This is a genomic window from Photorhabdus machadonis (assembly GCF_052657765.1).
In genome coordinates this window covers 4,821,620-4,848,452 of record NZ_CP199761.1, presented here as the reverse complement: position 1 = coordinate 4,848,452, position 26,833 = coordinate 4,821,620, and the positions used below count along the sequence as shown (strand labels likewise).

Below are 26,833 nucleotides of genomic sequence, written 5' to 3'. Positions count from 1 at the left end.
ATATGTAAGAAGGCGCGTGATGTTAATGATTACTTACTGGTTTGCATAAAGGACTGTACAGTGATCCCGGCTTGTTGCAGGGTTGTTTTCACCTGATGCGCCATTTCTACAGCACCGGGACTGTCGCCATGAACACAAATGGAGTCCGCCTGAATGCGGGTAAAGCTGCCATCAATCGCATCAACTCCCCCTTCGGTGACCAGTTGCAACATGCGTCGGGCGATCTCGTTAGTATCATGCAGTACCGCCCCTTTTTCCCGTCGGGAAACCAGTGTGCCTTGTGGCGTGTAAGCTCTGTCGGCAAAGGCTTCGGCAACGGTACGTAAGCCTTTTTCTTTCGCCAAATCCAAAATTCTTGAACCGGCTAATCCAACCAGCGCCAAGTTGTCATCCACTTCACGAATTGCTGTAATAACGGCAAGTGCTTGGTACTCATTGTTGGCAATGGTGTTATACAGTGCGCCGTGCGGTTTAACATAACTCACGGTAGTTCCTGCTGCTGTTGCCAGACCTTTCAGCGCACCAATCTGGTAAATAACATCTGCGATCAGTTCATTGCTGGAAATGTCCAGATTGCGGCGACCAAATCCAACAAGATCGGGATAGGAGACATGGGCACCAATAACCACCTGATTTTCATGGGCAGCTTTCAGGGTTTGAAGAATCCCGGCGGGATCACCAGCATGAAATCCACACGCCACATTGGCACTGGTGACAATATTCAACATGGCATTATCGTCACCCATTTTCCACTGACCAAAGCCTTCGCCAAGATCACTGTTTAAATCGATAAATTTCATAGAATTACCCTCAATAAAATGATATTCAAAAATGCAGTGAGAAACCCAAGATGTTTACCCGTGCGGTGATCAGAACTGTTTTCATGTGATCCCCTTATAAAAACATCAAAAAATAGAGCAGAAAAACGTTGGCAATCAACAGCGCTGTTCCGGTGGGGATTTGTGCTTTAATAACCGCATTGCGATTTGGCAGTTCCAGCAGTGCGGCGGGAACGATATTGAAATTTGCTGCCATTGGGGTCATCAATGTACCGCAATAGCCTGAGAACATGCCGATGGCTGCCATCACTGCTGGATTACCGCCGTGTTGCAGTACCAGAATTGGAATACCGATCCCGGCGGTAATAATCGGGAAGGCGGCGAAGGCGTTGCCCATCACCATTGTCAGTAATGCCATGCCGATCACGTATGTTGTTACGGCGATAAATCTGTTATCGACTGCCAGGTAGTTTTCAGTCAGGTGAGAAATGGCGGTACCTACGCCTGCTACTGTAAATAAGAGTCCCAGCGTAGCTAATATCTGTGGCAGGATAAACGCCCAACCGATAGCATCCAACAAGCGACGTGCTTCCTGGGTTGATTGAGCGATGCTTTCATGTGTCATTTTCAATGCAATGCCGTATCCGGTTAAACAACCCACTGTCATGGAAAACAGAGTCACCAGCGTGGAATGGTTGCCGGTACCAAATAATGCCTGTTGTAGTTCAGGAACATGGTTAAATAATAGCACTCCCACCACAGTGACGATGGGAATCGCCAGTGCGGGAAGGAAGATACGATGGCCCAGGCGAGAGGCACTTTCCTGTCGTTGCTGAGGTGTGCGCTGGTGGTAGCTGCCGAGTCGCACACCGCCAAGACCGGCTATCAGCGCCATTAACACCACGAGCAGCCCCACACTGATATGCAGCATTTTTTGAACCTCAGCTTCGCTGTCTGCCCACAGCGCTATCAGGCGGTAGGTCCAGTCACCAACCAGAAATACGATTGCGTATAGCGCCCAGAATAAGCTGGTGGTCAGGCGGCGGGGGTTGGTGTGATCACGCAAGGACATCACGGCTACGGCCAACAGGATCACACCTGCCAACCAGTAGAGATATTGTTGCTGAAACATTACTTTGGCTTCCTTTTATTTTGGTCCATGCCATTCAAGGTTGCCAGCTCGGTCGCGATGTGGTGGTCAAGGCGGGATAAACGAAAGGCATGGATCAGGAAGGCGCAGACAGCCGTAGGGATCCCCCACATGGCGATATGCAGTGGCTCCGTTTGGATGCCGCCAGATTCCAGCATGAAGTTATGCATAAAGATGATTGCCCCAAAGGCGACAAAGATATCTTCACCGAAGAAAAGGCCAACATTGTCGGTGGCTGCTGACATAGCACGCAGGCGATAGCGTACATCGTCAGGCAGATCATGGTGGCGGTTTTCCGTCGTGCCTTCCACCATAGGGGCCAGCAATGGACGCACCATTTGCGGATGCCCACCCAGGCTGGTCAGGCCCAGTGCAGCCGTGACTTCACGAATGAATAGATAGACAATCAGCAGACGTCCGGCGGTCGCTGTTTTGATATTCTTAATCCAGTTCTGAGCTTGCTCTTTTAAACCGTGTCGTTCCAAAAGGCCAATCGTTGCCAGTGGCAGCAGTAGGATCAATGGCAGATTTCGGGTATTAAGGAAGCCGGAACCTAACTTTTCCAGAATATTCGTGATTGGCATATGTGCCGCCAGCCCGGTGATGATTCCGGCGACAATCACCACCAGTACGGGGTTAAATCTCAGTAAAAAGCCGACTACAATGACCGCGATGCCAATCAACGGCCATAGATTCACTATTTGTTGCATGTTGTGTTACCTCTGTACATAGAAATACCTGTTGTGTCGTTATATACCCGTTATCTTTCAAGTTGCCTCTTTGTTGGCTGCGCTCACTCACCCCGGTCACATCGTTATCTATGCTCTCGGGGATTCGCTCCCTTGCCGCCGCGATGCATCTTGAAATCCATAGGGTATAGATAGGTTGCATTCTTGCGTAGTAGAGAAGTTATACCGTGACTAACACCTCTTCATCGGCATAGGTATCTACACATTTAAAGTGAATAATGGTATTGTCATTTAGTATATATTTGATTTGTATATTATTTTTTGCATCTTTGATACCAAGTTCTGGTTAAATTATCGTATCTCGTTCAAGTATTCACATTATGTGCAGGTTGATATTGTATCCGATGTTCAATGAGGCCGGGTTTCCCCGAGGAACTCAGCCGGGGTGATGCATTGGATTTAGGTAACATGTTGATTCATGTGATTGACCGGGAAAGCGATTCGGTGGAGCCATCAGCTCATTCAATAGCACAACACCCAACAGAACACTAAAGAAATTACCCCATGTGATCATCAGATTTTTTGCCGGGGTCTAACCATCGGGGATTTGTCCTTTTATCTTGAAGACATTATTCGATGATGAGTTAGGGGTAATGGTAGAAAGCAGCCAGGATCTTTATTCGAGTGATATGCCATTCGTGCTATTTAACAGCTTCAAAGGTGTACTGGATGATATGATATCGATTAATTTCTATCATGGAAAACATATCGTTAAGGCATAGTTACTACTGAATTCAGGATGAGAAGTGTACTAACTATATAAATCTAAAAACAAAGCAGCTTGGGCTGTAGCGCTAGAGTGCGGTTTAAAACCGATTGAAAGCAACGACGGGCTGCCCGAAGAGAGAGAATCATTTGTCATGGCAACATTAAAAATATTGACTATTCCAGATGAGAGATTGAGGCAAAAATGTATTGAAGTCATAAATGTTGAGGAGATACAAGGTCTTATTGATGACATGCTTGACACTATGTATAGCACAGATAATGGGATCGGTTTGGCTGCACCGCAAGTGGGGCGAAAAGAAGCGGTGGTGGTCATTGATATTTCAGCGAATCGGGATCAGCCCTTGATTCTGGTAAATCCAAAAATTGTTGAAAAAGAACGCAGTGTCGTAGGGCAGGAAGGATGTTTGTCCGTCCCAGGGTATTACGCTGATGTAGAACGGTTCGAAAAGGTAAAAATTGAAGCGTTAAACAGGCATGGTGAAACCATCACGGTGGAAAGTGAGGATTTTCTGGCTATTGTGATGCAACATGAAATTGATCACCTTCATGGCAAGGTTTTTATTGATTATCTGTCACCATTGAAAAGACAAATGGTGCTTAAAAAGATTAAAAAATATCAAAATAACAGAGCATCTTAACTGGCTGTCAGTCATATTAATGGCACGACTTATAGGAAATCGTGACTTATAGTCCGTGGTTTGATAAGTAACATCATTCGATACTTATCGGATGAAAAAGCCTAATACAATAAAATCCATTTTTGGACAAAGAGTGAGATATATCAGAATGACATCGGGTATGTCTCAAGAAGCTTTTGCTGATAAATGTGGGCTTGATCGTACTTATATCAGCGGTATTGAACGTGGAGTCAGGAATCCCACGCTTGAAGTTATCAATGTCATCGCAAATGGTTTGCAGATCGAGTTGAAAGATCTGTTTGATTTTAGTGCGGAAAAAAAGAGTTAACTGATTTTATTTGCGTATCATTTTATTACCTTTTGGTTCAACCATTTCCTTCTGGGCGATTTTATTTTTCTGCCCTATCCATCATTATTTCATCAAGTGGCATAAAGCCTGTTGGGGTAGCTCATCATCGTTGATGAACTACCCCATTTCGATCTACAGCCACTTACCTCGTGTACCTCGAAGGCCATATCTCGGCTGGGTCGCAATCTAAAGCAGCGGCAATGAGCCGCTGACCTTTGGGCCAACGGCGTTGCAAGGTATTGGCAAGGGTAGATGAGGCTAACCCTGCCTTTCTTGAAACTGCTGCTAACGATGTTCCCCGTTTTTTCAGTGCTGCGATGATGTCTGCTGGGTGCCAGTCCTGATTTTTCATCATTAATCCTTCATGTTACGGATAACTTTGATATAAAAAGATAAATCGTTACATAGTAGACTATGAGTCACGTATGATAACATAACTTACCGTGAAAAGTGACTTATAGTCCGTGGTCTGATAAGTAACATAATTCGATACTTATTAGATGAAAAAGCCAAATGCTGTAAAATCCCTTTTTGGACAAAGAGTTAGGCATCTCAGACAGTCGTCTGGGATGTCTCAGGAAGCCTTTGCCGATAAATGTGGAATTGATCGTACCTATATCAGCGGCATTGAGAGGGGGATCAGAAATCCTACGCTGGAAATTATCAATATCATTGCAAGTGGTTTGCAGATTGAGTTGACAGATCTGTTTGATTTCAGTACAAAACAAAAAAGCTAGCCGTACCTTTCCTTTTATTTCTTAGGAATTTTCTTATTTATGTTTTATTGGAATGAATTACAGTGTTAACCCTCAATGAAATTGAGCCCAGTAGGTTAACAATGACTGGCAAGTGCGATTGAGGAAATGTCATTATGAGTAAATTGCATAAAGGCATGAGTCAGGAAACCAGAATAAATAACGAATTGAAATAGTTTATAGTGGGAGAATCAGGTTCTCCCACTATGAATGAAGCGATTAGATATGAATGGATTGCTGGACGCCATTCCGTTCAATTTTTATTGTCAGTTTACCCGATGGTGTCTCTGATAATTGATTACGAAGATAGGTCATATCCTTAGGAAGGATTTTCTGGCCGTTAACTTCCAACACAATATCTCCGTTCTTCAAGCCAAATTTTTCAATATCTTTTGGCTCGTTGTAGAATATTTCTACTTTATTATTAAAATAGCGGACTGCAATCGTGCGCAGTAATTTACTGTCATAACGGGTGAAATTCTTGGCGTTAAAACAGAGCAACATTTTATTGGGGATAAATAGATAGTCATCAAAACGAGAGAGGAAACTCATACCGAGATAGTATTGGTCGTTTTTATTTTCGCTGACTCTCAGACGACCAACAGGCAGTTGTTGTAAATAAAAGCCGTCAATCAGGTACTCTTTCCCACTATCAAGCCCGCTGGCTGATGCATATTTGACATTAATTCCTTCAGAAATTTTATCTTTATGATCTTTTTTCAGATATTTAATAAACTCTTGAGAAGCATAGCTATAATCAGCTCCGGTATCTATGTTGAAAATGACATTAGAAACCTGAATTGCAGGAGATTTCCCGTAGCTGTCACTGTAAGGTTCACATTGCTGATAATTCAGGATTGAAGGTGCATGGTGCCATACTGTCAGGGTATGGTTTACATTATTCACCTCCCAGTTTAATTGGCGGAAAGTATCAATTCCAAGGATGCCATCCAGCTTCTGACCAATGGATTGATTGAAAAGATTCATATCAATGCCAATCCAGGGATCAGAAGCTGGCACGCTATAATTACCGATGGTAATAGCAAGGGATTGCCATAATGTCAGCTCATCTCTGTGTAATCGTTTTTCACTGGTCGTCATTAATCCATCGGATAACATATGGTGGAATGTCACCGGGATGTTTGATTCTGGCGTGATTTGGGTCAGTGTCTTAGCCAATTCATTGTCGATGAAGGTATAACTGGCCCCGGTATCCAGCAGGAATTGATATTTTTTACCGGAGATCGTGACAGGAACTATAATCGTGGTAGGTTGATGGAGATTCAGTTTAGTAGAGAGTACCGGCTTATTTTCTTCGGGAGTATGGCGTTTTTCTATATGACTACAGCCGGTGATCAGTGTCAGTAAACCAGCGGTAATAAGTGCTTGGCAGGTTATTTGGCCCTGTTTTTTCATGGAATTGGATTCCTTTTCTGTGGTGTGGAAGATGAAAGTCTATGGTTCAGATAAACAACCACATCATTATACTTGGTTAACATAAAATTCAGTCAGTTACTGTGTAGTCACGAATACGGTGTTGTGGACTCCAGCTGTGATGATGGTGAACTCGATTAATGAGATAGAATCTTCCGCTATCAAGCAACAAATCGTTCTTGAATTGTTTGAATGTGGTTATTTGGTCAATGATCTGGAAAAATACCCGTGGATTTAGATTATGGCGTCTGGCTTGTCGATATTCACGGTCTAAGGTAGCGCTGAAAGCCGTTTAGTATTAAATAACGGCTTTAATTATGATTTTATGCCTGAAGTGATTTTCCACCTTAATTGCAAGTATCGCCAATGTTGCTCAACGCATCAATGACCCATTGCCAGAATCGTTGTTGATCCAATTTTACCGCAACCTGAGTATAGCAATCTTCTGGTGGTGGAGAACGGAAATCCACCACGGTCATACCGACGGTTAAAGTGCCGTTCAGTTCAATATTGACTGGTGCTTTTTGCGTTGTCATCACTGTAGGGTCAATCACATAGGCGATAGCACAAGGATCATGTATTGGAGGACAATTGAAGCCGTGTCTCTCTTGGTAACTTTTGCCGTAGAACTCCAGCATATCCACGACAAACCGGGAAGCTTTGGTATTGATACGTGCAATCGCTTTCGTGACTTCTTGTGTAGCTCGTGCCTGATGTGTCAGATCCAGGCCGACCATCGTCAGCGGCCATTTTTCATTGAAAACAATATGTGCTGCTTCTGGATCAACTTTGATATTGAATTCTGCAACTGCACTTCTGTTAGCGGTGTGATATCCACCCCCCATTAAAACAACTTCTTTTACCCGTTCAACGATCTGTGGTGCTTTACGGACAGCGAGAGCAATATTGGTCAGACTGCTGACAGGGACCAATGTTACTGTTTTGGGTGGATGAGACAGGATGGTATCAATGATCAGATCCACCGCGTGACGGGGATCAAGCGTCCGTGAGTGTTTCGGGAGCTTCACGCCTCCCAGACCCGATTCGCCGTGAATATCTGGTGCTGTTTCGAGATCACGGACCAATGGGCGATGACAGCCTGCGGCAAAGGGCACCCCGTTAATACCGGCAATATGCGCTATCGCCAGCGCGTTGCGAGTGACTTTCTCCAATGTTTGATTACCGGCAACAGTGGTGACGGCTAATAGCTCAATATCAGGATTACCATGTGCCAGTAGTATCGCAATGGCGTCATCATGTCCCGGATCACAATCAAGAATAATTTTCTTAGAGGTCATTTTTACTCCTTGTCAAAGAAAGTGATATAAAAAATGAGAATAATTCAGTTAAAAAATCTATTCCGTGATGAGATCTCAGGTCTGTGTGAGGGTGCTCATAAATAATTAATAAAATGTTTCATAATTGTGATTTTATTAGCATATAAACGACAATTGAGTTGTATAACCAGTTTGAGTGTGATTCTTATATAGTTTCGCTATGGAATTGGCGGGCAATATCTACTTCGGATTTATTGTTAATTTCTTAATAATTGCGAGGGCTGGAATGGATATTCATGTGGATAGATTGTCAACAGTGATTGAATCTGTGGCAACCAGTGAATTTTATCCTAATTTACTTAGTTGGTTGGAACAATTTATTGCCTTTGATAACGCCATTGTCTATGCCTTTGAGCAAGGCTCTCCTCCACGTTGTTTAAGTAAAGCAGAGAAGAAAAACAGCGATGCGGTAAACCAGATCTATCAACAGGGTGCTTATCTGCAAGATCCTTTCTATCAGGCTTTGATAAAGGGGGCTGAGACTGATCTGTTTACCTTACGGGAACTCGTTCCTACAGGATTTTATCATACTGATTACTATCTGAATTTTTATCGTAAGACCGGCTGGCGGGATGAAGCGGGCGTTTTGCTGAAACTCTCTCCTCAAAGGCAGCTTGGCCTGTTTTTGGGTAATGAAAATCAGCCATTCTTCATACAAAAACAGCACCAGAAAAACCTGCAAACAGCGCTGGAAATTGTTCGCAGTGTTACCCGATTACACGGTGAAATGGTGCAGCAAGCCTCTTCTGCTGACATGGTTTGTCTGGATACCCAGTCCCGTTATGCTTTGACGCCAAGGGAATGTGAGATTGTTGAATTGATATTGCAAGGTAAAGGCTCGCCACAGATTGCTGAAAAACTGTTTATCAGTACTGGAACGGTGAAAAACCACCGGAAAAATATCTATCAAAAACTGCAAATCAGATCACAAGCAGAGCTGTTTAGCCTGTTTTTGACGCCTCCTGTGCGTTATTTCGCTTGAGTCACAATTGTTAATACAGTGTTGCAAATATCCCTAAAGGGACATGGTGATGTGACTTCGCACTACAGATAATCCGGTGATTATGTCAGATGCTAATTGGAGTATCACATGAACAATAATGTTGATTCATTGACTTATTATGCAACGACCAAGAAGTATGATCTTCGTTTTCCGATATTAAAAGAAGATCTGGATGTGGATGTCGTCATTATCGGCGGTGGATTTTCCGGTATCAATACCGCGCTTGAACTGGCGGAAAAAGGCATCACCAATATTGCGATTCTGGAAGGGCGTCATCTTGGCTATGGTGGTACTGGCCGTAATGGTGGTCAGGTTATGGCGGGTATTGGTCATGATCTGGAAGTGATCAAGCGGCATGTTGGTGAAAAAGGGCTGGAGACGATCTTTAAGATCAGCAACCTTGGTGCCGGCATTATTCGTGATCGTATTGCGAAATATAACATTGATGCGGATCTCTGCCGTGGTTATGGCTATCTTGGTTTTAATAAGCGGCAGGAAAAAACGTTACGTGGCTGGCTGAAAGATTTTCAGGCGGTTTCTCCTGATGAAGAAATTGAGCTGTATACCGGCTCTGATGTGAAAAAAGTTGTGGGTTCTGATGTCTATACCTGCGCGTTGAAGCATATGGGGGGCGGGCATGTTCACTCCCTGAACTTATTATTGGGTGAAGCTAAAGCCGCGACAGAACTTGGCGTAAAAATCTTTGAGAACAGCCAGGTGCTGAATGTTGAATACGGTTCCAGAGTGACGGTTCGTACCTCAATGGGATCTGTCCGCGCCAATAAAATGCTGTGGGCTTGTAACGGTTTCCTCAATGGCCTTGAGCCGTATATCTACAAGAAGACAATTAACACTTATGCTTTCCAGCTAATGACGGAAGAATTATCGGATGATGTGATCGAGAAAATCAGCCCAATCCGTGGTGCATACAGTGATATTCGTCCGGTTATCGATTACTACCGGGTGACTAACGAAAACCGCCTGTTGTTCGGCAGTACAACGCCTTTAATTGAACACATTCCATCGGATTTGAAAGCCTGGAACCGCCATTTGATGCTGAAGGTTTTCCCCTATCTGAAAGATGTAAAAATTGAATTGGCATGGGGAGGACCATTGTGTTGCAGTGCCAACCTGTTCCCGCAAATCGGTTCTTTGCCGCAGCATAATAATGTGTTCTACGTGCAGGGATATTCCGGCTTTGGGGTAACGCCAAGCCATATTGTTTGTAAGGTCCTGGCTGAGGGGATAAGCGAAGGATCTGAGCGTTATGACCTGATGAGCGCAATTCCTCATGCGAACATTATTGGCAAAGATACGTTGAGACATCTGATGGTGTCGGCGGGCAAGATCTGGCATCAAACGTCAGGATACTGGAAAGGCCGCCGTTAACTTATTGAGATTTTCGGTATCAATAGTATTCACTGAACGATCTATAAATTCTTTTATTTGAAGCGAGAACATCATGATTAAATCTCTTTTATTGAACAAATCACTGCCTGAACTATTGGACATTGGTAGCGTAAGCAATCTGGGTTCTACCGTTGTGGAAGGTGATCCACAGGCAAGTGTTGCAATGATATTTGGCGAACCGACTGATAATCTGACTTGCGGCATTTTCGCCTGTACCCGTGGCAAATTCAGTATGGTGTATCCATTTGATGAGCACGCAACCGTCTCGGAAGGCTCGGTAAAACTGACCGATGTGAAAACCGGTGAAACAGTTGAATATCATCCGGGGGATTCCTGGTTTGCCGCGAAAGGAACTGAAGTGTTGTGGGAAGTGACCGCAGACCGTTTTGTGAAGCATTATCTGGCTTGTATTAAAGGTTAAAAAGCACCCGTTTGATTAGAGGTAAGTTAAGTCATGAGTGATATAACCCTGTTACAGCAGGTTACGGCCTTTCTGCAACGCAATCATGGTCATTATATTCATGGTCAGTTAGTCGGCGGTCAGGGAAATGAAACATTTTCCGTGGTGAACCCTGCGACTGATGAAGTTATTGCGACAGTGAATCAAGGCGGTGAAGCGGAAGTCAATGCGGCTATGCAAGCGGCACATGCTGCATTTCATGGTGTGTGGGCGCAAACTTCACCTATGGAGCGTGGTAACTGCCTGAATCGTCTGGCAGATTTATTACTGGCACATCGGGAAGCACTGGCGCAATTGGAAAGTGTTTGCTCTGGTAAAACTATCCAATTGTCCCGCATGCTAGAAATTGACTCTTCTGTTCAGTTCTTGCGTTATTTTGCCGGATGGTCAAGTAAGATTAGCGGTGAAACGCTGAATGTTTCTTTGCCCTCTTTTAAAGGTGAACAATACACGGCGTTTACCCGTCGTGAGCCGATTGGTGTTGTGGCAGGGATCATTCCGTGGAATTTCTCCATCATCGTTGCCATCTGGAAAATGGCGGCTGCACTGACCTGTGGTTGTACCATTGTGTTGAAACCAAGCGAATACACACCGCTGACAATGCTCAGGGTGGCTGAATTGGCAAAAGAAGCGGGTATTCCTGATGGTGTCATCAATGTGGTTAATGGTTCAGGCTCGGTATTAGGTCCTGCGCTGATAAGTCATCCATTGTGTGCCAAAGTGACTTTTACCGGCTCTGTGCCAACCGGTATTGCCGTGGGTAAATCAGCGATGGAACAGGGATTGACTCGCGTTACATTGGAGCTTGGTGGTAAAAACGGTGCGGCGTTTTTGGCAGATATGTCTGCTGAAAAGATTGTTGATGGTGTTCTGGAAGCGGGTTATCTCAATCAAGGGCAAATTTGTGCTGCGGCTGAACGTTTCTATATTCCTGCCGGCCACATGGATGAAGTGCTGAAATTGTTGTCTGAAAGACTTGCTGCAATGAACATTGGTTCCCCGCTGGATGAATCGACGGAAATGGGACCGCTGGCGAACAAAGAGCACTACAACAAGATACTGTCCCTATTTGACAAAGCCCGTCAGGAAAGCAGTGAAATTGTTTATGGCGGTTATGCTCTGGAAGGTCCCGGTTGCTTTGTGGTGCCAACCATTATTCGTGCTAACAGCCCAGAAGATTCGCTGATGAAGGAAGAGACATTTGGTCCTGTAGGCACTTTCCTCAGTTATGACGATGAGGAAGAGCTGATTGGGTTGATGAACAGCACGCCATTTGGTTTAGCAGCGAGTTTATGGACCAATGATCTGAGCAAAGCTATGCGTATGATCCCGCGTATTGAAGCCGGGACTGTTTGGGTTAATATGCATACATTCCTTGATCCGGCATTACCGTTCGGTGGTACGAAATCTTCAGGTATTGGCCGTGAATTCGGCAGCGCTTTTATTGAGCACTATACTGAACTGAAATCGGTTATGGTCCGTTATTGATTTTATTTCTGAATTAGGAAAGGACGGCCCCTGAGCGGTAAAAGGGGCTATCAAGTGTTGCTTGCTTGGCATCTTCATCATCGGATTTGCTGACACAACCCTTGGTTAAAATGCACGTCTCGCCGTAATGGCGCAATCGTGTCGGCATTCTAATGGAATTTAGGCCAGTTCGGTTGTTCCTATATCCACATTGGTTTCTCCTGTGAGTCGAATAAAAAGCTTATTTGGCTCAGATTGAGCTGAGGTTAATGAGATAGCCGATGATCCCTAATTTTTTTCAATATCATAAAAAATACAGAGTTAAATTTCTTTGGTGACTAATGCAAAGGCTATAAACCAAGCAAGGGAAAGGTATTTAATAAAATTTAAGTTATTTAGCTCATTAAGGCTGATTTTTAGTGAGATTATTGATGTTTTTTGTGATGCTATTCACATTCCATTAAATTAACTGAGTGTTAATTCACCTAAAAATCAATACATCGCCGATTTTTTGTTATAACCTTTTGCCTGAATATTAAGCGGATAACATGATTAATTATGTATCTTTATTAATGACTGAGAAGAGGATACCTCTCCACTCTGTTCAGTCAGTGTTATCAATTCAGGTTATCTGTGACGGCGGTGGATTAACGGTGCTGATGCTAAAGTTATGACTTCATCAGCATTCGGTTCACTCACCTCACCGGATAAACAGGCTTAATGTATTAATAACATCACTTAATGATTAAATAAGACTAAAGAAAAATGGACAATCGCTCCCGTTGTCGGTTCACTGAAGGCAGCATCACATTACCGGAAGGCTATCAGGAACAGACCGTAAACATCCTCATTGCGCCCGATGCCCCTGCGCTGAACATCTCGCGGGATCAGCTGGTCGCAGGTGAAGATCTCGCCAGTTACCTCACCCGCCAGAAAGGTCTGCTGAAAAGCGGTCTGCGCGACTGGCAATTATTGGCAGAACAGCCCGCGACGCTGGGTGATAACCTGCGGCAAGGCACGACGCTGCTTTCCCGTTATCGGCCCAAGAAGGGGCAGCAGGTTCATCAATATCAGGCGGTATTTCTGCTGGATGAGAAAAAAGCGCTGATTTTCACCCTGTCATCTCAGCAGGCATTCACCGATGCTCAACGGCAGTGGCTGGATGACGGCCTGAACAGTTTCCAATTCTAGGGAGGCGCTATGCCAGAAGCTGCACGGCTCGGAGACACTATAGGCCATTCCAGCGCCCTGGCCGGATTGGTTGCGGGTACCGTCATCGGTTCATTAATTTCAGCCGCCGGGGGAATACTCGCGGGGGCCCTCTTTGTGGCCGGATTGGCCACATCCTGCATCGGGGTGGGCGTTTTGCTGATAGGTGCCGCCATTGCGGTGGGCATGGCAGCGGGATATTTAGGCGACATGGCACGTGACGCCGGCGTCTCTCAGGGAGCCTCGTCGCGAAGTCCCTGCGGGGAAATCACCCGGGGCTCCCCCAATGTTTTTATCAACGGCAAACCCGCCGCCATCGCGACGCGGAGTCAGGTGGCGTGCAGTAAAGAGGATGGCCTTCGTCAGATGGCGGAAGGCTCTGCTTCCGTTTTCATCAATGGTTATCCGGTGGTGCGGGTGGGAGACAAAACGGTCTGTGATGCGGTAGTCATGACCGGTTCGTCTAATGTCTTCATCGGCGGCGGAACGGCGCAGACGGCAAACATTGCGCCGGAAATCCCCAAATGGGCGTATACCGTTTCCGATTTAACGATGTTTGCGGCCGGGTTAATCAGTTTTGGTGGCGCGGCAGCCAAAGGCCCCGGCGCGTTGCAGACGCTGTTTAACAAGATACCGGGAGCGGCTAAAATCCGCAAAATCGCCTGCCGGCTGGGGGCGCTTGCCGTGGCGGTGCCGGTCGCGGGTATTCTGATGAACCCGGTGGAAGTCATTGCCGGCCAGAAATTCCTGAACGATGAGGATGAACTGGACTTCGTTTTTGACGCTGAATTGCCGCTCTACTGGCAGCGTAGCTACCTGAGCCGTTATCAGTATGACAGTGTACTTGGTCAGGGCTGGAGCCTGTTCTGGGAAAGCCACCTCACGCGCGTGGAAGACGGGCTGCTCTGGCGTTCCCCTGCCGGGGATATCGTGCCCTTCCCTGATGTGCCGGCAGGACACCGTTGTTTCTGCCCGGAGGCCCAAAGCAACCTGGTACACACGCCGGAAAACACCTGGGCAATCCGTGATGCAGGCGAATTAGTTTATCACTACACGGCTTTTGATAATGACGGCCTCAGCCGCCTGAGCCACATCCGCGATAACGTCGGCAACGAACAGCGCTTTCATTACAACGAGCAGAACCGGATGGTCAGCATCACGGGCCATGGCGGGCTGAACCTGCATTGTGACTATGTGACGCTGGATATCGGGGGCAAAACGGTTACCCGCCTCACCACCGTCTGGCGCGAATTGCATGACGGCCAGCGTATTCAGCTTTGCCGCTACCATTATAATGAAAACGCCCAACTGACGGGGGTCAGCCATCGCAACGACGCGCTCCAGCGACAATTCGGCTGGACAGAGCCCGGCGTGATGGCATGGCATCAGGACCCGCGGGGATTACGCTGTGATTACCAGTGGGAACAGACTGAAGAAGGGCTGTGGCGTGTCATGGCCCAGCAAACCAGCGAGGGGGCGGGCTATCGGCTGGCATACGATGATGAAAACTCCACCCGCACGGCACACTGGCACGACGGCAGCCGCACGGTTTGGCGCCTCAACGACGCACACCACATCATCCACTGCCGCGACCGCAACGGCACGGAACACCATATCCTGTGGGATGAATTTGGCCTGCCGAACGGTTACACAGATGCGGACGGCCACACCCGTCTGAGTGAATGGGACGCGCATGGTCGCCAGCTGAGTTTCACCGATGCCAACGGCAACCAGACCGGCTGGCAGTACCAGAATGATACCGACCGGCTCACTTTTATCTTCTGGCCGGATGGCACCGAGACGGCGCTGGCTTACGATGAATTTGGACGGCGGGTGAGTGAAACCTCGCCACTGAAACAAACGACCCGTTATCACTACAGCTTTAATAATACGGTGCGTCCTTACAGAATCACGGATGCCAAAGGCGGAGAAAGCCATTTTATCTGGAATGGTCAGGGGCAGCTGATCCGCCACACCGACTGTTCTGGGCAAAGCAGCACATGGTACTACGACAATGAGCACCGGTTGAGCCGCTTTACCAATGCGTTGATGGAAAGGGTCAGTTATGACTATAACGATAACGGCCAGTTAATCCTCATCACCTATCCTGACGATTCCACGGAACACATGGCATGGGACAGCGCGGGTCAGCTTATCCATCACCAGCGCAATGAGAATGCGCCCCGCGCCTGGGAATACAATGCATTCGGTCAGGTGGTCTGTGCGACAGACCGTCTGCAACGTCAAATTCGCTATCAGTACAGCCCTGAAGGGCATCTGGTGAACATTGAGAATGCCAACGATGGCCGCTATTTGCTGAACCGGGATGCCGAAGGGCGCTTAATCGAAGAAATCCGCCCCGACGACACCTTAATCCAGTACGAATACAACGCGGCGGGCTTATTGAGCACCGAGCGGCGCCTGGGTGACCGCGTGTTCAAATACCCGGAACGCCGGGTACACCAGCATTATGATGCGGCCGGTCAGTTGATCCAGCGGGAAACCTACACGGACACCTATCAGTACCAGTGGGATAAAATGGGCCGGCTGCGGGAAGCCCGCCGTGAACCGAACGACAACGGCAAACAACTGGGGATCGAGTCCAACACCGTGCGTTTTGGCTATGACGCATTGGGGCGCATCATTCGCGAGCAGAACGGCGACGACTGCCTCCAGTTCAGTTATGACGAACGGGATAACCTGACCGCCCTCACGCTGCCACAGGGCGGCACCTTAAGCTGGCTCTACTACGGCTCTGGCCACCTGAGTGCAATCCGGCATGAACAGACACTCATCACTGAATTTGAGCGCGATGACCTGCATCGGGAAACCCGCCGCACGCAGGGCAAGTTATTCCAGCGGCGCGATTATGATCCTCTGGGGCGCTGTACCCGCCAGTACAGCCTGCCGCTGACGCAGGCCGAGGCCGAACCACTGCCCTATCTCAGCGAGGGTAAGCCGTGGCGGGCGTGGCTCTACACCCTCCAGGACGAATTACAGGTAATGGAAGATCATTACCGGGGCGTGATCGAATATCTTTATGACGCCGAAAGTCGCCTGAAAAAAGTGACGCATTGGGGTAACGCTTATGAGGATATGTTGTGGTATGACCGGGCGGATAACCTGCTGGAGCAACCGCAGGCGATACTGGAGCGTGAAGCGGAAGAGCGGGGGCTGTCTAAGACAATGGAGCCGCAGGGCGACCGCCTGAACCACTGGCGGGAATGGCGCTATGAGCATGACCCGCACGGCAACATAACCCGCCGGGCGGGCAGCATGCGCGAAACCCAGGATTACCGCTATGATGGCGACAACCGCCTGACCGTGGCGGTAATCGGCAACACCACGGCGCGTTATCATTATGATGCCCTTGGGCGGCGTATCCGCAAAGTGGTGAAGATCGGGATTGATGGACTGGCGCGTTATGAACAAACCGATTTTGTCTGGCATGGCCTGCGACTGTTGCAGGAGCGCGAGGCAAAAAGGGGTGAAACGCAAACCTACTGCTACGAATCCCATGACAGCTACACCCCGCTGGCCAGCATCATCACGAAGGGAACCCGGCACGATTACTACTGGTACCACACGGATATCAACGGTGCGCCGCTGGAAGTGACGGACGAAGAGGGCAAAATTGCGTGGTCGGAGAAATACAGTACTTTCGGTGAACTGGATGGCACCCCGCTGGCTTACTTCACCGATCCGGCCCGGTCATCAAAGAGCTTTGACTTCCGGCAAAACCTGCGTTATGCAGGGCAATATTTTGACAAAGAGACCGGGCTGCATTTTAATACGTATCGGTATTATGCGCCGGAAATTGGCCGGTTTATTACGCCTGATCCGATAGGATTAGCAGGGGGTCTGAACTTATACACTTATGCCCCTAATCCGATGAGTTGGATTGATCCGCTTGGATTAATGAGATGTAGCCATTCAGATAAAGCTAAAGAACTTGGATATACAAAAGTTAATGAGCGTTCTCATGGACAACCGGTTTATACGAATAAAAAAGCACCTAGCAGAGTAAAATATATTACGCCAGATGTTGATCAACATAATGGTGGTGTTTGGAAAGCTGCTGATAACGTGAAAAATCTAGGCAGTAGACGAACAAGATCGGGAACTTATGATGCTGACCTCAATAGAATAGGTGATTAATGGAATATTCATACAGAATAATAAAATATACTAACATCAATGAAAATGGTGATGTTTTTTCTCGTCCTGATGAATGGACTAGCTTTTTTGACATTGGTCAAAAAGTAGAAAAAAGTGAATATGAAAGGATTGAGAATCAATACGTAGATTATGTTATTAATCTATGCAATTGCCTGAGAATTAATTGCATTATAATCAATGGCTTAGATATTTTCGCTGACGAAATTTCTTATTCCGAGGGGCAATCTATATATATCAACCAATTAGGTGATGTAATTAAATCAATATTGAGAGAAGACATTTGGTGCAAGCTTATATCAGATAAATGTGAATTTCATTTTGGATATGATTTTTATATGTATTTCGTATCAAAAATAGATCCACATGAATGTATTGCTAAGATAGCTACTGAACTTACAGTACAAAAATATAAATCCCCATATTTAGATAAATAATACCTAAAAGAATATATAAACCGGAAGATCCCTGCGATCTTCCGGCCTTATTCATGATTTACCGGGGCGAATAGCCACGGTAAGCCAGCGCCGACTGGAGCTTACCGACAGCATCTTTAATCTGATACGCTTCCTCGTCATTCACGGCACAGGCCCGTATCTCCGCCCAGCACAGCCGCTTAACCAGTTGTGCTAAGGCCAGTGCTTCAATGTGGGTTAACTGAATGTCCTGTAAATGTTCAATCGTCATCTCATGCTCTCCCTTTAACCCGCAAAACCGGTTATCAACGCCTGCATCTGCTGCTTAATCTCATTGAGCTGGCTCTGCTGCCGCCGGTATTGCTGATGCTGCTGTTGCGTGGCTTCACTGTCAGGAATGAGCACCAGACAGCCGTCCATCACCTTCACCGTAATCTGGCCGCCAGTATTAAATCCCGCCTGTCTCAGCCACTGCCCCTTAAGATGTATCGCCGGGGTGGCGTTGCTAACCCTGTTCCCGTTCGGCACATAGCCCACCGTGTAATAACGTTCTGTTTTCGCGGCTTTATTTACCGCCGCTTCTGCTTTAGAATGCGCCTTAGCCATAGTCACTACTCCTATTAGTTGCTGTGGTGAGCGGCTGTTACAGGGGCCAACCTGTCTCAGTCGCGCTATCTTTCTGTTTAATCTCTGTTGTTACCAATTACCGTATCCAGCATCTCCGAAACAAACTTCTGTCTGGCTTTCGGCAACTGACTGATAATCTCAATTTGTTGTTCCAGTCGTGAATTTGGCCCCCGTTTGCCCGTCCTTCTGACGACCGGTAAACCCAGAAGCTCATCCAGTGAAAGATTAAGTATCTGAGCTAATAGCGGTAAAAGCGCGGCGGATACTTTTAATCGGCCACCCTCATAATGCGCCATCGTCTGCTGTGCAATCCCCAGTTGCTCCGCCAGTTGCTGCTGTGTCAGTTGTTGCTCTTTACGCGCCAGCGCAATCCGGGCGCCTAACTCTTTAAAGAACTGTTCATCCTTCGTATTCATGGCCTGTATCTGTCGTTGCGTTAATGTTGCCATGAGGATACTCCCTGTTTTTAATATTGCAGTTGACAATACTCCATATTGGAGTACTCTGCAACAGAGTTATTTTTACTCTTTGCGTCTTGACATGTTTTTGAAGGAACAAATTTATGGCCCGCATTCCCGAAACCGAATTACAGCACCTGAAAGCCGCCGTCTCCTTAGTGGCCGTCGTTGAGCAACAGGGGCGAAAGCTGGTTAAACACGGTAAAGATTACGTACTGCTGTGCCCGTTCCATCAGGAGAAAACCCCGTCAATGGTGCTCAGTCCTAAAAAGAACCTCTATCACTGCTTCGGCTGTGATGCCGGCGGCTCAGTGCTCGACTGGGTGATGAAAACCGAGGGCTTAAGTCTGCGCCGGGCGGTGGAACGGTTACGCGGGGAACTGGGGGATAACCCGTCGGTGGTGCCATTGGTGCAACCGGATGAACCGGCCATGCTGACCGAAGACGAAGCCGGTCGGCAGGCGTTGCTGCATCGGGTAACCGAGTTCTACCATCATACGCTGTTGAACGCCCCCGAAGCGCTGGCCTATCTGGAAAAACGCCGGCTCAACCATCCGGAATTAGTCGCCCAGTTTAAACCGGGCTTTGCCAACCGGACGCTGGCCTATCGTTTGCCCCCCGGGAAACTCAAAGCCGGCGCTGATATCCGGGCCCGGTTACAGGCGATTGGCATCATGCGTGAGTCCGGGCATGAACACTTTGCCGGCTCGCTGGTGATACCGGTCATCGACAAACAAGGGCAGGTGCATGAGCTGTACGGGCGAAAAATCACCGACCGGCTGCGCGCCGGCACGCCGATGCATCTGTATCTGCCCGGCCCCCATGCCGGTGTGTGGAATGAAGCGGCACTGGTCAGTTCAGGCGTGGTCATCCTGTGCGAATCGCTCATCGACGCCCTGTCATTCTGGGTGGCCGGTTATCGCCACGTCACCGCCGCCTATGGGGTGCATGGCTTCACCGATGCGATACGACAGGCGTTCCGGCAGCATGGCGTTAAACAGGTGTTGATTGCCTTCGATAATGACGCCGCCGGGAATGAGGCGGCGGTGAAACTGGCTTCTTCATTAGCCTCTGATGGCGTGGTCACTTTCCGGGTGGTGTTCCCCGAGGGCATGGATGCCAACGGCTATCTGTGTCAGGTGGCCGAGCCGGAACGGGCCTTCGGGCTGTTACTTGACGGGGCGGTGCCGATGCAGGCGCCGGACACAGCCACTGAGTCGGCGGCAGAACCGACCTCTCCGCCGGCCTTAACCGCGGCACAGCCGGCTATGCCCGGTGTGGTGTGGGAAAAAGGCGCCCACGGAGCAGTGCGGGTTACACTGGGTGCGCTGTGCTGGCAGGTGCGCGGGCTGACTCAGGTGAAACCAGGTTCGGCGGTGATGAAAGTCAATGTTCAGGTCGTTGATACCGACAGCGGCGTGATGTTCGCGGACAGCGTGGACATGATGAACGCCCGCAGCCGGGGCGGGTATGCGCGACTGGCCGCCACCGAACTGGGGCTGGCCGAAGGCGACTTACGGCGTTCACTGGGGCAGCTGTTACTGGTGCTGGAGCAGTGTCAACAGGCCGGTGTTGGTGAACAAACCGAAACCCCACCGGTTCCCGAACTGAGCGGGGACCAGCGGGCTGCGGCGCTGGCGTTGCTGCAAGAGCCGAAACTGAGTGAGCGCATCATCACTGACTTAGCCGCCTGTGGCGTGGTGGGCGAATCCACTAACCTGCTGGCCGGTTACTTAGCCGCCGTCAGTCGCAAGCTGGACCGTCCGCTGGCCGTGCTGATACAAAGCAGCAGTGCCGCCGGGAAAAGCTCACTGATGGATGCGGTCCTCAATCTGATACCGGAAGAGGAACGGCTGCAATACAGCGCCATGACCGGCCAGAGTCTGTTCTATCTGGGGGAAACCAATCTCCAGCATAAAATCTTAGCCATTGCCGAAGAGGAAGGCGTCAGGCAGGCCGCCTATGCGCTTAAGCTGTTGCAAAGCGACGGCGAACTGACCATTGCCAGCACCGGTAAAGACGATGCCAGCGGGAATCTGGTCACCAAACAGTACACGGTGAAAGGACCGGTGATGCTGATGCTCACCACCACCGCGATAGATGTCGATGAAGAGCTGTTAAACCGCTGTCTGGTGCTGACCGTGAACGAATCGCGGGAACAGACCGAAGCTATCCACGCCTTGCAGCGCCATAAGCAAACCCTCGAAGGCTTACTGGCCGAGAATGAAAAGGCGTATATCACCGAACTGCATCAAAACGCCCAGCGGCTGTTGCGCCCGCTCAATGTGGTTAACCCTTATGCCTCACAGTTAACGTTCATGAGCGATAAAACCCGCACCCGGCGCGACCACATGAAATATCTCACCCTGATACAAAGTATCGCCCTGCTGCATCAGCACCAGCGCGAGGTGAAGACCGCGGAACACCGGGGCAAACGGCTTGAATATATCGAGGTGACCAAAGACGATATTAGCTTAGCAAACCGGCTGGCCCATGAGATATTAGGCCGCACGCTGGATGAGATGCCGCCCCAGACCCGAAAACTGTTGCTGCTGATACAGCAAATGGTGAAAGACACAGCGGCAGCGCAACAACGCCCGGTGAAAGATATCCGCTTTACCCGCCGGGATATCCGCAGTTATACCCACTGGAGTGACAGCCAGCTTAAGCTCCACTGTCAGCGCCTGAGTGACATGGAATACCTGCTGACACACGGCGGCAGTCGCGGCCATCTGTTGCAATATGAACTGCTCTGGAATGGCGATAAAGCGGAGGAGGCTCACCTGTGCGGTCTGATTGAACCGGAAAATCAGGCTGCCAATAGTGTATATGACTCGTGCAAGTCTGGCCCGGATGAAGGCAAGTCGGGGTCAAGTCTGCCCCAAGTCAGGGCCAAGTCTGGGTCGCCAAAACCGGCGGCAAGCCGCAGTGACAAAGGGCTGAACGGTTCGCAAGTCGGGACAGCCTGAAAAGGACTGTTCCGGCCCCCTAAAAATCAGGCCGTCGTACCGTACTGCCCCTTCATCAACGAACCTGAAAGCCAGAAAGGAAAGTGTGAATATGACGGGTGCAAGTCTGGCTCAAATGAAGGCAAGTCAGGGTCAAGTCTGCCCCAAGTCGGGGTCAAGTCTGGTTCGCCAAAACCGGCGGCAAGCCGCAGTAGCACAGGGCTGAATGACTCGCAAGTCTGGGCAGACAGAAAAGGACTGTTCCGGCCACTTAACAATCAAGCCATCGTACCGTCGTGATGCATCACACACCGATAACCATTAACCGCTGTTCCCTACAGGAAATCCCATCATGTCATCACCCGCTAAACATCAATCCAACTCCCGCCCGCTGACCCTGCGCCAGCATCTGGACGCGTATCTGGATAACCTGCTGTTGCAGGGGGCGAGTCAAAAGAGCCAGTCCGCCCGTCATGAACGGCTGTCACCGTTCGTCAACTGGTGTGAGGAACAGGGCGTAATATCCGCGGCTCAGGTCACCGAACCGTTACTGGAAAACTGGCAGCAGCATCTGACCCGGTACCGCAAAGCCAACGGTCAGCCCTACCCGCCGGACAGTCAGCGCCGACGCCTGCGCGCCTTACGCCTGTGGTTCGACTGGTTGCAGCAACAGCACGCTATCCCGACCAGCCCGGCGGCAACACTGGCCTCGCCAGACAGAAAAAAACGTCCCTCGGTGACGGAGACCCACGGTCAACCCGACGCCATACCGGCCCGCTTCGCCACCTTACGCCAGCATCTGGCCGCCTGGCTGGAAGCCGTACGAGGACAGGGCTTAAGCGAACGGACTCAGGAGTCCTATGAAGAACGGCTGTTGCCGTTCATCAACTGGTGCGAAGCGCGTGGCGTGATGACGGCACCGCAGGTCAGCCTGCCGTTACTGGAAAGTTACCAGCGCTGGCTGAGAAGCTCCCGTAAAGCGAACGGTCAACCCTACAGCCCGGGCAGTCAGCGGGACCGCCTGAGTGTCTTACGTCAGTGGTTCCGCTGGCTGTTGCAACGTCACCATATCCTGTATAACCCGACGGATAACATGGTATTGCCAAGAGAAGAAAAACGGCTGCCGGCGCAGGTGATGAATGAAGACGAAACCCACACGGTCTTAGCCGCAACGGATATCAACACCCCAACCGGGCTGAGAAACCGGGCTATCCTTGAAGTACTGTGGAGTACCGGTATCCGGCGGATGGAAGTAGCCAACCTGCTGTTAAGCGAGGTGGACTTCGGGCGCGGGGTGGTGCTGGTCAGACAGGGTAAAGGCGGTAAAGACCGGGTGGTGCCCATCGGCGAACAGGCGCTGCACTGGTTAAGTCGCTGGCTCAGCGTCCGGCCCGAGTTAACGCGGCGGGAGGACAGCGGTCACCTGTTTATCACCAGGAAAGGCCGGGGACTGGCCAGAGGCACGTTAACCCAGATAGCCGCCGACAGCATCCGTAAACAGGCGCAACTGGCTAAACCGGGGGCCTGTCATCTGTTCCGCCACTCAATGGCGACGCAGATGTTAGAGAACGGCGCAGACACCCGGCACATCCAGGCGATACTGGGGCATGAGAAGCTGGAAACCACCCAAATCTATACCCGGGTGGCTATCGGTCACTTAAAGGAAGTGCATGAGCAGACCCACCCGGCAGAACGGCAGTCAAAGCAGGCAACGCTGCCAGAGGATAAGCAGGCAAATAGCGACCAGCCGGACAGCCCGAAGCCGGTCTGAACGCGCTGTGTTGCCGGACAATCTTAATGTTAGCCGGTTCCCTGTGAGCGCGTGGGGTGCAGTGAAAGGCAGACTGCGCGCCTCCCTGCGCACAGACTGCCTGCCCACCTTCGGAGTGCCGGCGGTAAATGGTGGCCGCCCGGCCCTCAACTCAAGTGTTCTCTGTCAACACGGTTGCCGGTCAACCCCCATTCAACATAATGTGGCATTAAGCGAAATGGGCCTGAACGGCCCACAACGCTTAATGGTACATTATGTCGGCGCCGCCCACCCAAGGGCGCTGCGCGGTTACCTCAGCCCCGGTGCGCGGCTGGCCGCCGGGTGGGGCCTCTCAGTCGCAGAGGCGCGCAAGGCGGACGCCTTCCGCTGTCAGCCGCAGTGCAAAATCCCACCGCCGCAGTCGCCGCCCTCCCTGGCGGCTCCGGTGTTAACATCTGCCTTAAGCCGTTGCCGGTCAGGCCGTCAGGGTCAACGGCCCTGAAGGCAGGCCAGCAAGCTGGCCGCGGTTTATTGCCCCCACCCAACCCCGCTGCACTGGCTGCGTCCGGTTCGCAGTCGCAGGTTCCTTGCTCGTTCCCGTACTCGCCATCTCCGCCCCGTCCGCCCCCGCGGGCGGGGGCTCCCCGCTGAACCCCGTCGATAAGCGGGCTTCGCCAGCCCGCACCCGGCCAACCCGCGTCAGCGGCGCAGACAAGCTGCCCCGCCGCCACGGGTTCCCGATAAAACCCGGTTCTGGCAGGCAAAGCGGGCCGAAACCCGGCACTGACGTTGGGGGAAAAATGCGCTAACATCGGGAAAGTGCCCGTCGGGGCGAGTTGATATGTTCTTTAACAGGGTGGGAAAAGCCGGCGAAGAAAAAGGCGGCTAAATCAGGGGGAAAGGTCCGCTCAGCCGTATGATGGCGTCGGGATAGTCCCTAAGATCCGATAGGATTAGCAGGGGGTCTGAACTTATACACTTATGCCCCTAATCCGATGAGTTGGATTGATCCGCTTGGATTAATGAGATGTAGCCATTCAGATAAAGCTAAAGAACTTGGATATACAAAAGTTAATGAGCGTTCTCATGGACAACCGGTTTATACGAATAAAAAAGCACCTAAATAGCTTTTCATAATACCGATACAGTTGGTCTATTTGATTAATGTCCGAGTAGTGCAAGTCTGATGCTTGATAGGCAGCACTAACTTATCGCTCTGCTATGCATAGCGCACAACCCTTGCTACACAAAGCGTTGTACGAAGTGGAGCACTATTTTGGAAAGTTATTTAGCAGAGTAAAATATATTACGCCAGATGTTGATCAACATAATGGTGGTGTTTGGAAAGCTGCTGATAACGTGAAAAATCTAGGCAGTAGACGAACAAGATCGGGAACTTATGATGCTGACCTCAATAGAATAGGTGATTAATGGAATATTCATACAGAATAATAAAATATACTAACATCAATGAAAATGGTGATGTTTTTTCTCGTCCTGATGAATGGACTAGCTTTTTTGACATTGGTCAAAAAGTAGAAAAAAGTGAATATGAAAGGATTGAGAATCAATACGTAGATTATGTTATTAATCTATGCAATTGCCTGAGAATTAATTGCATTATAATCAATGGCTTAGATATTTTCGCTGACGAAATTTCTTATTCCGAGGGGCAATCTATATATATCAACCAATTAGGTGATGTAATTAAATCAATATTGAGAGAAGACATTTGGTGCAAGCTTATATCAGATAAATGTGAATTTCATTTTGGATATGATTTTTATATGTATTTCGTATCAAAAATAGATCCACATGAATGTATTGCTAAGATAGCTACTGAACTTACAGTACAAAAATATAAATCCCCATATTTAGATAAATAATACCTAAAAGAATATATAAACCGGAAGATCCCTGCGATCTTCCGGCCTTATTCATGATTTACCGGGGCGAATAGCCACGGTAAGCCAGCGCCGACTGGAGCTTACCGACAGCATCTTTAATCTGATACGCTTCCTCGTCATTCACGGCACAGGCCCGTATCTCCGCCCAGCACAGCCGCTTAACCAGTTGTGCTAAGGCCAGTGCTTCAATGTGGGTTAACTGAATGTCCTGTAAATGTTCAATCGTCATCTCATGCTCTCCCTTTAACCCGCAAAACCGGTTATCAACGCCTGCATCTGCTGCTTAATCTCATTGAGCTGGCTCTGCTGCCGCCGGTATTGCTGATGCTGCTGTTGCGTGGCTTCACTGTCAGGAATGAGCACCAGACAGCCGTCCATCACCTTCACCGTAATCTGGCCGCCAGTATTAAATCCCGCCTGTCTCAGCCACTGCCCCTTAAGATGTATCGCCGGGGTGGCGTTGCTAACCCTGTTCCCGTTCGGCACATAGCCCACCGTGTAATAACGTTCTGTTTTCGCGGCTTTATTTACCGCCGCTTCTGCTTTAGAATGCGCCTTAGCCATAGTCACTACTCCTATTAGTTGCTGTGGTGAGCGGCTGTTACAGGGGCCAACCTGTCTCAGTCGCGCTATCTTTCTGTTTAATCTCTGTTGTTACCAATTACCGTATCCAGCATCTCCGAAACAAACTTCTGTCTGGCTTTCGGCAACTGACTGATAATCTCAATTTGTTGTTCCAGTCGTGAATTTGGCCCCCGTTTGCCCGTCCTTCTGACGACCGGTAAACCCAGAAGCTCATCCAGTGAAAGATTAAGTATCTGAGCTAATAGCGGTAAAAGCGCGGCGGATACTTTTAATCGGCCACCCTCATAATGCGCCATCGTCTGCTGTGCAATCCCCAGTTGCTCCGCCAGTTGCTGCTGTGTCAGTTGTTGCTCTTTACGCGCCAGCGCAATCCGGGCGCCTAACTCTTTAAAGAACTGTTCATCCTTCGTATTCATGGCCTGTATCTGTCGTTGCGTTAATGTTGCCATGAGGATACTCCCTGTTTTTAATATTGCAGTTGACAATACTCCATATTG

29 protein-coding genes and 2 pseudogenes are annotated in these 26,833 nt (G+C 49.1%); 18 read left to right on the top strand and 13 right to left on the bottom strand.

The annotated features are described in order from the left end of the window. Nucleotides 1–29: 29 nt before the first annotated feature. The 3 genes from ACUN2T_RS23310 to ACUN2T_RS23300 all read right to left on the bottom strand — a co-directional run bounded on the left by ACUN2T_RS23310 (nt 30) and on the right by ACUN2T_RS23300 (nt 2,639). Nucleotides 30–800, bottom strand: a complete 771-nt coding sequence (locus ACUN2T_RS23310) for a LamB/YcsF family protein (protein WP_445495270.1) — start codon at nt 798–800, stop codon at nt 30–32. Between the two features lie 94 nt (nt 801–894). Continuing rightward, the gene (locus ACUN2T_RS23305; RefSeq protein ID WP_445495269.1) at nt 895–1,911 is read right to left on the bottom strand and encodes a DUF979 domain-containing protein; all 1,017 of its coding nucleotides are present in this window, start codon (nt 1,909–1,911) and stop codon (nt 895–897) included. Next, nucleotides 1,911–2,639 carry a DUF969 domain-containing protein gene (locus tag ACUN2T_RS23300; protein ID WP_445495268.1) on the bottom strand — a complete coding sequence of 243 codons (729 nt, stop codon included), beginning with the start codon at nt 2,637–2,639 and terminating at the stop codon, nt 1,911–1,913. Before ACUN2T_RS23300 ends, ACUN2T_RS23305 begins: the two co-directional genes overlap by 1 nt. A 390-nt stretch (nt 2,640–3,029) precedes the next feature. Here ACUN2T_RS23300 and ACUN2T_RS23295 point away from each other — a divergent pair, with 390 nt between their 5' ends. From ACUN2T_RS23295 to xreR1, 4 genes are all read left to right on the top strand, one after another. After that, on the top strand, nt 3,030–3,170 hold the full coding sequence (locus tag ACUN2T_RS23295) for a hypothetical protein (RefSeq protein WP_445495267.1): 141 nt from the start codon (nt 3,030–3,032) through the stop codon (nt 3,168–3,170). A gap of 68 nt (nt 3,171–3,238) precedes the next feature. Further along, nucleotides 3,239–3,400, top strand: a complete 162-nt coding sequence (locus tag ACUN2T_RS23290) for a hypothetical protein (RefSeq protein ID WP_445495266.1) — start codon at nt 3,239–3,241, stop codon at nt 3,398–3,400. A gap of 138 nt (nt 3,401–3,538) precedes the next feature. Continuing rightward, nucleotides 3,539–4,045: a peptide deformylase gene (gene def / locus ACUN2T_RS23285; protein ID WP_445495265.1), complete on the top strand. Its 507-nt coding sequence runs from the start codon at nt 3,539–3,541 to the stop codon at nt 4,043–4,045. Between the two features lie 91 nt (nt 4,046–4,136). Beyond that, complete coding sequence (gene xreR1 / locus ACUN2T_RS23280) at nt 4,137–4,373, top strand: cell morphology transcriptional regulator XreR1 (RefSeq protein ID WP_445495264.1); 237 nt, start codon at nt 4,137–4,139, stop codon at nt 4,371–4,373. A 163-nt stretch (nt 4,374–4,536) separates the two neighbouring features. Here xreR1 and xreR2 read toward each other — a convergent pair whose 3' ends face one another. After that, the gene (gene xreR2 / locus ACUN2T_RS23275) at nt 4,537–4,746 is read right to left on the bottom strand and encodes a cell morphology transcriptional regulator XreR2 (RefSeq protein ID WP_445497965.1); all 210 of its coding nucleotides are present in this window, start codon (nt 4,744–4,746) and stop codon (nt 4,537–4,539) included. Between the two features lie 148 nt (nt 4,747–4,894). Here xreR2 and ACUN2T_RS23270 point away from each other — a divergent pair, with 148 nt between their 5' ends. Then, a complete protein-coding gene (locus ACUN2T_RS23270) occupies nt 4,895–5,131 on the top strand; it encodes a helix-turn-helix domain-containing protein (protein WP_445495263.1) in 237 nt (78 codons plus the stop codon). Between the two features lie 237 nt (nt 5,132–5,368). On the opposite strand, the gene ACUN2T_RS23265 is transcribed toward ACUN2T_RS23270, so the two are convergent. Continuing rightward, nucleotides 5,369–6,565: an aspartyl protease family protein gene (locus ACUN2T_RS23265; RefSeq protein WP_445495262.1), complete on the bottom strand. Its 1,197-nt coding sequence runs from the start codon at nt 6,563–6,565 to the stop codon at nt 5,369–5,371. Between the two features lie 365 nt (nt 6,566–6,930). After that, the gene (gene uriH, locus ACUN2T_RS23260) at nt 6,931–7,881 is read right to left on the bottom strand and encodes a uridine-preferring nucleoside hydrolase UriH (protein ID WP_445495261.1); all 951 of its coding nucleotides are present in this window, start codon (nt 7,879–7,881) and stop codon (nt 6,931–6,933) included. A 265-nt stretch (nt 7,882–8,146) separates the two neighbouring features. Between uriH and ACUN2T_RS23255 the strand changes: the two genes are divergently transcribed. The 6 genes and pseudogenes from ACUN2T_RS23255 to ACUN2T_RS23230 form a co-directional block, all read left to right on the top strand. Continuing rightward, nucleotides 8,147–8,902, top strand: a complete 756-nt coding sequence (locus ACUN2T_RS23255; RefSeq protein ID WP_445495260.1) for a helix-turn-helix transcriptional regulator — start codon at nt 8,147–8,149, stop codon at nt 8,900–8,902. Nucleotides 8,903–9,010: 108 nt separating this feature from the next. After that, nucleotides 9,011–10,312: an NAD(P)/FAD-dependent oxidoreductase gene (locus tag ACUN2T_RS23250; protein WP_445495258.1), complete on the top strand. Its 1,302-nt coding sequence runs from the start codon at nt 9,011–9,013 to the stop codon at nt 10,310–10,312. 73 nt (nt 10,313–10,385) lie between these two features. Further along, a complete protein-coding gene (locus ACUN2T_RS23245; RefSeq protein WP_445495257.1) occupies nt 10,386–10,754 on the top strand; it encodes a cupin domain-containing protein in 369 nt (122 codons plus the stop codon). A 33-nt stretch (nt 10,755–10,787) separates the two neighbouring features. Next, a complete protein-coding gene (locus ACUN2T_RS23240; RefSeq protein ID WP_445495256.1) occupies nt 10,788–12,281 on the top strand; it encodes an aldehyde dehydrogenase family protein in 1,494 nt (497 codons plus the stop codon). A 744-nt stretch (nt 12,282–13,025) separates the two neighbouring features. Further along, nucleotides 13,026–13,451, top strand: coding sequence for a DcrB-related protein (locus tag ACUN2T_RS23235; protein ID WP_445495255.1), 426 nt, complete (start codon nt 13,026–13,028; stop codon nt 13,449–13,451). 9 nt (nt 13,452–13,460) lie between these two features. Further along, nucleotides 13,461–14,348: pseudogene (locus tag ACUN2T_RS23230) on the top strand (PAAR domain-containing protein); the annotation flags it as partial. Nucleotides 14,349–14,507: 159 nt separating this feature from the next. On the opposite strand, the gene ACUN2T_RS23225 reads toward ACUN2T_RS23230, so the two are convergent. Continuing rightward, nucleotides 14,508–14,636 carry a hypothetical protein gene (locus ACUN2T_RS23225; RefSeq protein WP_445497996.1) on the bottom strand — a complete coding sequence of 43 codons (129 nt, stop codon included), beginning with the start codon at nt 14,634–14,636 and terminating at the stop codon, nt 14,508–14,510. Between ACUN2T_RS23225 and ACUN2T_RS23220 the strand changes: the two genes are divergently transcribed. Together ACUN2T_RS23220 and ACUN2T_RS23215 are read left to right on the top strand one after the other, a co-directional pair. Then, complete coding sequence (locus ACUN2T_RS23220; RefSeq protein WP_445497964.1) at nt 14,616–17,627, top strand: toxin C-terminal domain-containing protein; 3,012 nt, start codon at nt 14,616–14,618, stop codon at nt 17,625–17,627. The genes ACUN2T_RS23225 and ACUN2T_RS23220 overlap by 21 nt on opposite strands. After that, the gene (locus ACUN2T_RS23215; protein ID WP_149617355.1) at nt 17,627–18,082 is read left to right on the top strand and encodes a hypothetical protein; all 456 of its coding nucleotides are present in this window, start codon (nt 17,627–17,629) and stop codon (nt 18,080–18,082) included. The genes ACUN2T_RS23220 and ACUN2T_RS23215 overlap by 1 nt, the downstream gene beginning before the upstream one ends. A gap of 58 nt (nt 18,083–18,140) precedes the next feature. On the opposite strand, the gene ACUN2T_RS23210 is transcribed toward ACUN2T_RS23215, so the two are convergent. From ACUN2T_RS23210 to ACUN2T_RS23200, 3 genes are all read right to left on the bottom strand, one after another. After that, complete coding sequence (locus ACUN2T_RS23210) at nt 18,141–18,332, bottom strand: DUF7706 family protein (RefSeq protein ID WP_445495253.1); 192 nt, start codon at nt 18,330–18,332, stop codon at nt 18,141–18,143. Nucleotides 18,333–18,346: 14 nt separating this feature from the next. Further along, nucleotides 18,347–18,667, bottom strand: coding sequence for a SymE family type I addiction module toxin (locus ACUN2T_RS23205; protein WP_445495252.1), 321 nt, complete (start codon nt 18,665–18,667; stop codon nt 18,347–18,349). Between the two features lie 77 nt (nt 18,668–18,744). After that, a complete protein-coding gene (locus tag ACUN2T_RS23200; protein ID WP_271867415.1) occupies nt 18,745–19,137 on the bottom strand; it encodes a helix-turn-helix domain-containing protein in 393 nt (130 codons plus the stop codon). A gap of 113 nt (nt 19,138–19,250) precedes the next feature. Here ACUN2T_RS23200 and ACUN2T_RS23195 point away from each other — a divergent pair, with 113 nt between their 5' ends. The 5 genes and pseudogenes from ACUN2T_RS23195 (at nt 19,251) to ACUN2T_RS23175 (ending at nt 25,730) form a co-directional block, all read left to right on the top strand. Beyond that, nucleotides 19,251–22,115 (top strand): CHC2 zinc finger domain-containing protein, encoded by a 2,865-nt coding sequence (locus ACUN2T_RS23195; RefSeq protein WP_445495251.1) that lies wholly within the window; start codon nt 19,251–19,253, stop codon nt 22,113–22,115. A 715-nt stretch (nt 22,116–22,830) separates the two neighbouring features. Further along, on the top strand, nt 22,831–23,865 hold the full coding sequence (gene xerC / locus ACUN2T_RS23190; protein WP_445497820.1) for a site-specific tyrosine recombinase XerC: 1,035 nt from the start codon (nt 22,831–22,833) through the stop codon (nt 23,863–23,865). Nucleotides 23,866–24,785: 920 nt separating this feature from the next. Further along, nucleotides 24,786–24,873 (top strand): annotated as a pseudogene (locus ACUN2T_RS23185) (RHS repeat-associated core domain-containing protein); the annotation flags it as partial. Between the two features lie 192 nt (nt 24,874–25,065). Then, nucleotides 25,066–25,275, top strand: a complete 210-nt coding sequence (locus tag ACUN2T_RS23180) for a toxin C-terminal domain-containing protein (protein WP_445495254.1) — start codon at nt 25,066–25,068, stop codon at nt 25,273–25,275. Then, nucleotides 25,275–25,730, top strand: a complete 456-nt coding sequence (locus ACUN2T_RS23175) for a hypothetical protein (RefSeq protein WP_149617355.1) — start codon at nt 25,275–25,277, stop codon at nt 25,728–25,730. Before ACUN2T_RS23180 ends, ACUN2T_RS23175 begins: the two co-directional genes overlap by 1 nt. Before the next feature lie 58 nt (nt 25,731–25,788). On the opposite strand, the gene ACUN2T_RS23170 is transcribed toward ACUN2T_RS23175, so the two are convergent. The 3 genes from ACUN2T_RS23170 to ACUN2T_RS23160 form a co-directional block, all read right to left on the bottom strand. After that, complete coding sequence (locus ACUN2T_RS23170) at nt 25,789–25,980, bottom strand: DUF7706 family protein (protein ID WP_445495253.1); 192 nt, start codon at nt 25,978–25,980, stop codon at nt 25,789–25,791. Nucleotides 25,981–25,994: 14 nt separating this feature from the next. Further along, nucleotides 25,995–26,315 (bottom strand): SymE family type I addiction module toxin, encoded by a 321-nt coding sequence (locus ACUN2T_RS23165; protein WP_445495252.1) that lies wholly within the window; start codon nt 26,313–26,315, stop codon nt 25,995–25,997. Between the two features lie 77 nt (nt 26,316–26,392). Beyond that, nucleotides 26,393–26,785, bottom strand: a complete 393-nt coding sequence (locus ACUN2T_RS23160; protein WP_271867415.1) for a helix-turn-helix domain-containing protein — start codon at nt 26,783–26,785, stop codon at nt 26,393–26,395. Nucleotides 26,786–26,833 lie beyond the last annotated feature (48 nt).

Coding starts and splice junctions, on each gene's coding strand:
- ACUN2T_RS23225 (WP_445497996.1), bottom strand. CDS start 14,636: ATGGCCCGTGATGCTGACCATCCGGTTCTGCTCGTTGTAATGAAAGCG.
- ACUN2T_RS23255 (WP_445495260.1), top strand. CDS start 8,147: ATGGATATTCATGTGGATAGATTGTCAACAGTGATTGAATCTGTGGCA.
- ACUN2T_RS23170 (WP_445495253.1), bottom strand. CDS start 25,980: ATGACGATTGAACATTTACAGGACATTCAGTTAACCCACATTGAAGCA.
- ACUN2T_RS23265 (WP_445495262.1), bottom strand. CDS start 6,565: ATGAAAAAACAGGGCCAAATAACCTGCCAAGCACTTATTACCGCTGGT.
- ACUN2T_RS23240 (WP_445495256.1), top strand. CDS start 10,788: ATGAGTGATATAACCCTGTTACAGCAGGTTACGGCCTTTCTGCAACGC.
- ACUN2T_RS23235 (WP_445495255.1), top strand. CDS start 13,026: ATGGACAATCGCTCCCGTTGTCGGTTCACTGAAGGCAGCATCACATTA.
- xreR2 (WP_445497965.1), bottom strand. CDS start 4,746: ATGAAAAATCAGGACTGGCACCCAGCAGACATCATCGCAGCACTGAAA.
- ACUN2T_RS23250 (WP_445495258.1), top strand. CDS start 9,011: ATGAACAATAATGTTGATTCATTGACTTATTATGCAACGACCAAGAAG.
- ACUN2T_RS23300 (WP_445495268.1), bottom strand. CDS start 2,639: ATGCAACAAATAGTGAATCTATGGCCGTTGATTGGCATCGCGGTCATT.
- ACUN2T_RS23220 (WP_445497964.1), top strand. CDS start 14,616: ATGGTCAGCATCACGGGCCATGGCGGGCTGAACCTGCATTGTGACTAT.
- ACUN2T_RS23165 (WP_445495252.1), bottom strand. CDS start 26,315: ATGGCTAAGGCGCATTCTAAAGCAGAAGCGGCGGTAAATAAAGCCGCG.
- ACUN2T_RS23160 (WP_271867415.1), bottom strand. CDS start 26,785: ATGGCAACATTAACGCAACGACAGATACAGGCCATGAATACGAAGGAT.
- uriH (WP_445495261.1), bottom strand. CDS start 7,881: ATGACCTCTAAGAAAATTATTCTTGATTGTGATCCGGGACATGATGAC.
- ACUN2T_RS23215 (WP_149617355.1), top strand. CDS start 17,627: ATGGAATATTCATACAGAATAATAAAATATACTAACATCAATGAAAAT.
- ACUN2T_RS23270 (WP_445495263.1), top strand. CDS start 4,895: ATGAAAAAGCCAAATGCTGTAAAATCCCTTTTTGGACAAAGAGTTAGG.
- ACUN2T_RS23210 (WP_445495253.1), bottom strand. CDS start 18,332: ATGACGATTGAACATTTACAGGACATTCAGTTAACCCACATTGAAGCA.
- ACUN2T_RS23205 (WP_445495252.1), bottom strand. CDS start 18,667: ATGGCTAAGGCGCATTCTAAAGCAGAAGCGGCGGTAAATAAAGCCGCG.
- ACUN2T_RS23200 (WP_271867415.1), bottom strand. CDS start 19,137: ATGGCAACATTAACGCAACGACAGATACAGGCCATGAATACGAAGGAT.
- ACUN2T_RS23295 (WP_445495267.1), top strand. CDS start 3,030: ATGAGGCCGGGTTTCCCCGAGGAACTCAGCCGGGGTGATGCATTGGAT.
- ACUN2T_RS23195 (WP_445495251.1), top strand. CDS start 19,251: ATGGCCCGCATTCCCGAAACCGAATTACAGCACCTGAAAGCCGCCGTC.
- xreR1 (WP_445495264.1), top strand. CDS start 4,137: ATGAAAAAGCCTAATACAATAAAATCCATTTTTGGACAAAGAGTGAGA.
- ACUN2T_RS23245 (WP_445495257.1), top strand. CDS start 10,386: ATGATTAAATCTCTTTTATTGAACAAATCACTGCCTGAACTATTGGAC.
- def (WP_445495265.1), top strand. CDS start 3,539: ATGGCAACATTAAAAATATTGACTATTCCAGATGAGAGATTGAGGCAA.
- ACUN2T_RS23180 (WP_445495254.1), top strand. CDS start 25,066: ATGCATAGCGCACAACCCTTGCTACACAAAGCGTTGTACGAAGTGGAG.
- ACUN2T_RS23305 (WP_445495269.1), bottom strand. CDS start 1,911: ATGTTTCAGCAACAATATCTCTACTGGTTGGCAGGTGTGATCCTGTTG.
- ACUN2T_RS23175 (WP_149617355.1), top strand. CDS start 25,275: ATGGAATATTCATACAGAATAATAAAATATACTAACATCAATGAAAAT.
- ACUN2T_RS23310 (WP_445495270.1), bottom strand. CDS start 800: ATGAAATTTATCGATTTAAACAGTGATCTTGGCGAAGGCTTTGGTCAG.